The sequence below is a fragment of the Microbacterium sp. genome, assembly GCF_049661145.1.
In the GTDB taxonomy this organism is placed as follows: Bacteria; Actinomycetota; Actinomycetes; order Actinomycetales; family Microbacteriaceae; genus Microbacterium.
In genome coordinates this window covers 1-5395 of record NZ_JBASZT010000326.1, presented here as the reverse complement: position 1 = coordinate 5395, position 5395 = coordinate 1, and the positions used below count along the sequence as shown (strand labels likewise).

The window sequence follows — 5395 nt, the reverse complement described above, 5'->3', positions numbered from 1 at the left end:
GCGGGGAGGTGCGCGGCGGGGCGCGGAGGTGCGGGAGGCGGGGCGGGGCGGGCGCGGGGCGCCGGTAGACTCGATGATCGTGTCTGACACTCCCGAGATCACCCCCGAGGCCGTTGCGGCGGCCACGGACGACGCGCGGCAGGCGATCGCCGCGGCATCCACCACGGCAGAGCTCAAGGCGGCGCGCGCCGCGCACTCCGCCGAGGGATCGCCGCTTGCGCGGCTGAACGCGCAGCTGCGGAACGTCCCGAATGACCAGAAGGCCGCCCTCGGCAAGCTCGTCGGACAGGCGCGCGGACGCGTCAACCAGGCGTTCGCCGCTCGCGAGACCGAGCTCGCCGAAGCGGAGTCCGCCGCGCAGCTCGAAGCCGAGCGGATCGACATCACCGCCGTCGCCCCGCGCACGCGCGTCGGCGCGCGGCACCCCGTTGCCCTGCTGCAGGAGGAGATCGCCGACCTGTTCGTCGCGATGGGCTGGGAGATCGCGGAGGGCCCCGAGCTCGAGCACGAGTGGTTCAACTTCGACGCGCTGAACTTCGACGCCGACCACCCGGCACGCCAGGAACAGGACACGTTCTACGTGGCCCCGGCATCCCGCCACCTCGTGCTGCGCACGCACACGAGCCCCGTCCAGGTCCGCTCGATGCTGGAGCGCGATCTGCCGATCTACGTCCTGTGTCCCGGTCGCGTCTACCGCACCGACGAGTTCGACGCGACGCACCTGCCGGTGTTCACGCAGTTCGAGGGCCTCGTCGTGGACAAGGGCATCACGATGGCGAACCTCAAGGGCACCCTCGACCACGTCGCGCGCCAGCTCTTCGGACCCGAGGCGAAGACCCGGTTCCGCACCAACTTCTTCCCGTTCACCGAGCCCTCTGCCGAGCTCGACCTGTGGCACCCGACCTTCAAGGGCGGCGCCCGTTGGATCGAGTGGGGCGGATGCGGAATGGTGAACCCGAACGTGCTGCGCGCTGCGGGGATCGACCCCGACGTGTACTCCGGCTTCGCGTTCGGGATGGGCGTCGAGCGAGCCCTGATGTTCCGCTCCGACGTGCAGGACATGCGCGACATGGCCGAAGGCGATGTCCGCTTCAGTGAGCAGTTCGGAATGGTGGTGTGATGCGCGTCCCTCTGTCGTGGCTGCGTGAATATGTCGACGTCCCCGCGGACGCGACGACCGACGACGTCTTCGCGGCGCTCGTTTCGGTCGGGTTCGAGGAGGAGGAGCGCATCGGCTTCGATCTCACCGGCCCCATCGTCGTGGGCACGGTGCTCTCGTTCGTTCCGGAGCCTCAGTCCAACGGCAAGACGATCCGCTGGTGCCAGGTGGATGTCGGCGAGGCGAACGGTGGCGTGCGCGGCATCGTCTGCGGCGCGCACAACTTCGTCGAGGGTGACAAGGTCGTGGTCACCCTGCCCGGCGCCGTGCTGCCGGGGCCGTTCCCCATCGCGGCTCGCAAGACCTACGGTCACGTCTCCGACGGCATGATCGCCTCGGCGAAGGAACTCGGCCTCGGTGAGGAACACAGCGGCATCCTGCGCCTGACCGAGCTCGGACTCGACCCTGAGGTCGGCACCGACGCCATCGCCCTGCTCAGCCTCGACGACGTCGCCGTCGATGTCAACGTGACACCCGACCGCGGGTACGCCCTGTCGATCCGCGGCATCGCCCGCGAGTATTCGCACGCCACCGGGGCCCCCTTCCGCGACCCCGCCGCGCACGAGTGGGACGACGTCCAGCCCGGCTCCGGCTTCCCGATCACAGTCGACGACGCCGCCCCCATCCGCGGCCGCGTCGGCGCGAGCGAGTTCGTCGTGCGCGTCGTGCGCGACGTCGATCCTTCGCGCCCCACCCCGCCGTGGATGGTCGCGCGGCTCACGCTCGCCGGCATCCGCTCGCTCGGCATCCTCATCGACATCACGAACTACGTCATGCTCGAGCTCGGCAACCCGATCCACGGGTATGACCTCGACGCTCTCTCCGGCGGCATCACGGTGCGCCGAGCCGCCGAGGGCGAGAAGCTCACGACCCTCGACGGCAAGGAGCGCACGCTCAGCGGCGAAGACCTCCTGATCACGGACGATTCCGGACCCATCGGCCTGGCCGGTGTGATGGGCGGCGGCACGACCGAGATGACCGACGCGACGCGCAACGTGCTGATCGAGGCGGCGACGTTCGACCCGGTCACCATCGCCCGCACCGCCCGCCGGCACAAGCTGCCGTCCGAGGCGTCGCGCCGGTTCGAGCGCGGCGTCGACCCGCTCATCCCGTTCGTCGCGGCCCGCCGGGTCGCCGACCTCATGGTGGAACTCGCCGGCGGCACGCTCGACCCCGACCTCGGCGGCGCCCTGTACGGCGAGGTGTTCCTGCCGTCGATCCTGCTGCCGCGCGCCTTCGTCCCGGCGCTGATCGGCGTCGACTACACGGATGCCGAGATCACCGGCGCCCTGGAGACGATCGGCTGTGAGGTCTCGCCCGCCGACGAAGCGGATGCCGAGTGGGAGGTCATTCCGCCGTCGTGGCGGCCCGACCTCACCGACAGATGGACCCTCGCCGAGGAGGTCGCCCGGATCCACGGGCTCGACCGCATCCCGTCAATCCTGCCCACGCCGCCGTCAGGCAGGGGCCTGACCGCCCTGCAGCGGGGGCGGCGTCGCGTCGCGAACGCGCTCGCCGCCGCGGGCTACGTCGAGACGCTCTCGTTCCCGTTCGTGACGTCCGAGGCGAACGACCTGCACGGGTCGGCCTCGGGGGGATCTGTCCCCGCCGTCAAGCTCGCGAATCCCATCGACGGCCAGGCGCCGTACCTGCGCCGCTCGCTCGTGCCGGGCCTGCTGCAGGTCGCGCACCGCAACCTGTCGCGCGGCTTCACCGACCTGTCGTTGTTCGAGACCGGCCTCGCCTTCACGCCCGAGCCCGAGGCGGTCTACGGCACGGCGGACGTGCCGCCGCTCGCCGTGCGGCCCTCCGACGACACGCTCGCGGAGTTGAACGCGGCGATCCCGCCGCAGCCGCGCCACGTCGCGGTGCTGCTCGCCGGAAACGTGTCCGCGAGGCAGCCCGGATACCCCGCCGTCGCCGTCGAGCTGGCCGACGCGCTGGGCGCGGTCGAGACGATCGGTGCCGCCGCGGGCGTGCGGATCGATGTCGCCCAGGGGGAGCGCGCGGCGCTCCACCCGGGGCGCACCGGCATCCTTTCGGTGGGAAGCGTGGAAGTCGGCTATGTCGGCGAAGTGCTTCCCGCCGTGGCGGCCGCTGCCGACCTGCCCGGCCGCGTGTACGTCGTCGAGGTCGACCTCGGCGGCATTCTCGCGCTTGCCGGGGCTCCGGATGCCGCCGCGTCGCTGTCCGGGTTCCCCGCCGCGACGCAGGACGTGTCGCTCGTCGTCGGTGACGACGTCGTCGCGGGCGACGTGCGCGCGGCGCTCGTCGAGGGCGCGGGGGAGCTGCTGGAATCGCTGCACCTCGTGGACGACTACCGCGGTAAGGGGCTGACCGAGGGCACGAAGAGCCTCACGTTCGCGCTGCGCTTCCGGGCGCCCGATCGCACGCTCACCGCCGCCGAGGCGACCGAGGCGAAGCTGAACGGCGTCGCCGTCGCGGCCGAGCGGTTCGGGGCCACAATCCGGGAGTAGGCCGGTTGCCGGCGGCGGCGGTTCCGAAAGCAGGCTGGATCGCTCCTTTCGCCCGCTTTCGGGCCTTTCGAGTGCATTTCAGCCTGCTTTCCGAACGTCTCGGCCGGGATCCTCGGCGCCAGGTCCCGGGTGAAGTGCGCGGCAACGGCGCCGCGGGCGAGGTGGGGTGGCCCGCCGCCCGTGCAGACGGCGTGAGTAGGCTCGACAGAGATGACTGACACACCTGCAGCAACGCCCCCCGCTCTCCAGCTGACTGGTCTCGTCAAACGCTTCGGCGACAAGACCGCCGTCGCCGGCGTCGACCTCGCCGTGCCGCAGGGCTCGTTCTTCGGCCTCGTCGGACCGAACGGCGCCGGCAAGACCACGACGCTGTCGATGGCGACGGGCCTGCTGCGACCCGATGCGGGCACGGCCTGGGTGCACGGCGTCGACGTGTGGGCAGCCCCGGTCAGGGCGAAGGCCATGATCGGCAACCTCGCCGACGGGGTGCGGCTGTTCGACCGGCTGACGGGGGAGCAGCTGATCACCTACACGGCCATGATGTTCTCGCTGCCGAGACCCGAGATCGCCGGTCGAGTGAAAGACCTCATCGAGCTGATGGACCTGCGCGAGGCCGCCGGCGCCATCGTCGCGGACTACTCCGCCGGCATGACCAAGAAGATCGCCCTCGCGTGCGCGCTCGTACACGCGCCGCGGCTGCTCGTGCTCGACGAGCCGTTCGAGTCGGTCGATCCGGTCTCCGCGGCCAACATCGAGGACGTATTGCGCTCGTACACGGCATCCGGCGGCACCATCATCGTCTCGAGCCACTCGATGGACCTCGTTCAGCGCATGTGCGACCACGTCGCCGTCATCGCCGCCGGACGCGTGCTCGCGGCCGGCACGGTCGACGAGGTGCGCGATGGACAGACGCTGCAGGACCGGTTCGTCTCGCTCGTCGGCGGCCGGCACACCTCGGAGGGGCCGCAGTGGTTGCGACAGTCCTGAGGCTGCGCTGCCGCATCCTCGGCAATACCCTCGCCCGTCGGCCCTGGCAACTCGTCGGGTTCTGCTTCGGCATCTTGTCGGCACTGTGGATCCTCGGGATGGTCGTCGCCGCGCTGGTCGCTGTGGCGGCGCTTCAAGGCGTCGAGGTCGCGCGCATGGTCACGACCCTCGGCGGGGCCGCGCTGCTCGTGGGCTGGGTGCTCGGCCCGATCCTCGTCGCAGGAGCAGAGACGACGGTGGATGCCGAGAAGCTCGCACCCTTCCCGCTCACCGTGCGGCAGGTGATGGCGGCGCTCACGGCGACGGGGCTGACCGGCATCCCCGGCATCGTGACGACGCTGGCGGCGCTCGCGACGGTGGTCCTGTGGGTGCGGTGGCCGGTCGCCGCCATCATCGCGGCGCCGTGTATCGCGCTCGCCGTGCTCACGTGCGTCGTCGCCTCGCGCCTTGTGACGGCGCTGTCGGGCGGACTCGGCGGCAACCGCCGCGGCCGCGAGTTCATCGGGACGATCGTGCTCGTGCTGCTGATTCTCGCTGGCCCCCTCGCGAGCGGAATCATCGCGCTCCTGGGCGCCATGCGTGACTCTACGGGTCTTGGCACGCGCCTTAGTGAGATCACCGGCATCCTCGGCTGGACGCCGCTTGGGGCGTCGTGGTCGGCGCCCGCCGATGTCGCCGCCGGCGCGTGGCCGGCAGCGCTCGCGAAGATGGTCATCGCCGCCGCGACCCTTGCGGTGCTGTGGCTGCTGTGGGCGCGCGTGCTGGTCGCGGC

The 5395-nt window shown here is 71.3% G+C and carries 3 protein-coding genes and 1 pseudogene; all 4 read left to right on the top strand.

Features of this window, described 5'->3' with window-relative positions; all coding sequences use genetic code 11:
* The first annotated feature begins 79 nt into the window (after positions 1 to 79).
* The gene (gene pheS / locus WBP48_RS13490; protein WP_424441253.1) at positions 80 to 1120 is read left to right on the top strand and encodes a phenylalanine--tRNA ligase subunit alpha; all 1041 of its coding nucleotides are present in this window, start codon (positions 80 to 82) and stop codon (positions 1118 to 1120) included.
* Positions 1120 to 3636, top strand: a complete 2517-nt coding sequence (pheT, locus tag WBP48_RS13485; RefSeq protein WP_424441251.1) for a phenylalanine--tRNA ligase subunit beta — start codon at positions 1120 to 1122, stop codon at positions 3634 to 3636. Before pheS ends, pheT begins: the two co-directional genes overlap by 1 nt.
* Positions 3637 to 3846: 210 nt before the next feature.
* Complete coding sequence (locus tag WBP48_RS13480) at positions 3847 to 4623, top strand: ABC transporter ATP-binding protein (protein ID WP_424441249.1); 777 nt, start codon at positions 3847 to 3849, stop codon at positions 4621 to 4623.
* Positions 4605 to 5395: pseudogene (locus WBP48_RS13475) on the top strand (hypothetical protein); the annotation flags it as partial. The gene WBP48_RS13480 and the pseudogene WBP48_RS13475, both read left to right, overlap by 19 nt.

Coding starts and splice junctions, on each gene's coding strand:
- WBP48_RS13480 (WP_424441249.1), top strand. CDS start 3,847: ATGACTGACACACCTGCAGCAACGCCCCCCGCTCTCCAGCTGACTGGT.
- pheT (WP_424441251.1), top strand. CDS start 1,120: ATGCGCGTCCCTCTGTCGTGGCTGCGTGAATATGTCGACGTCCCCGCG.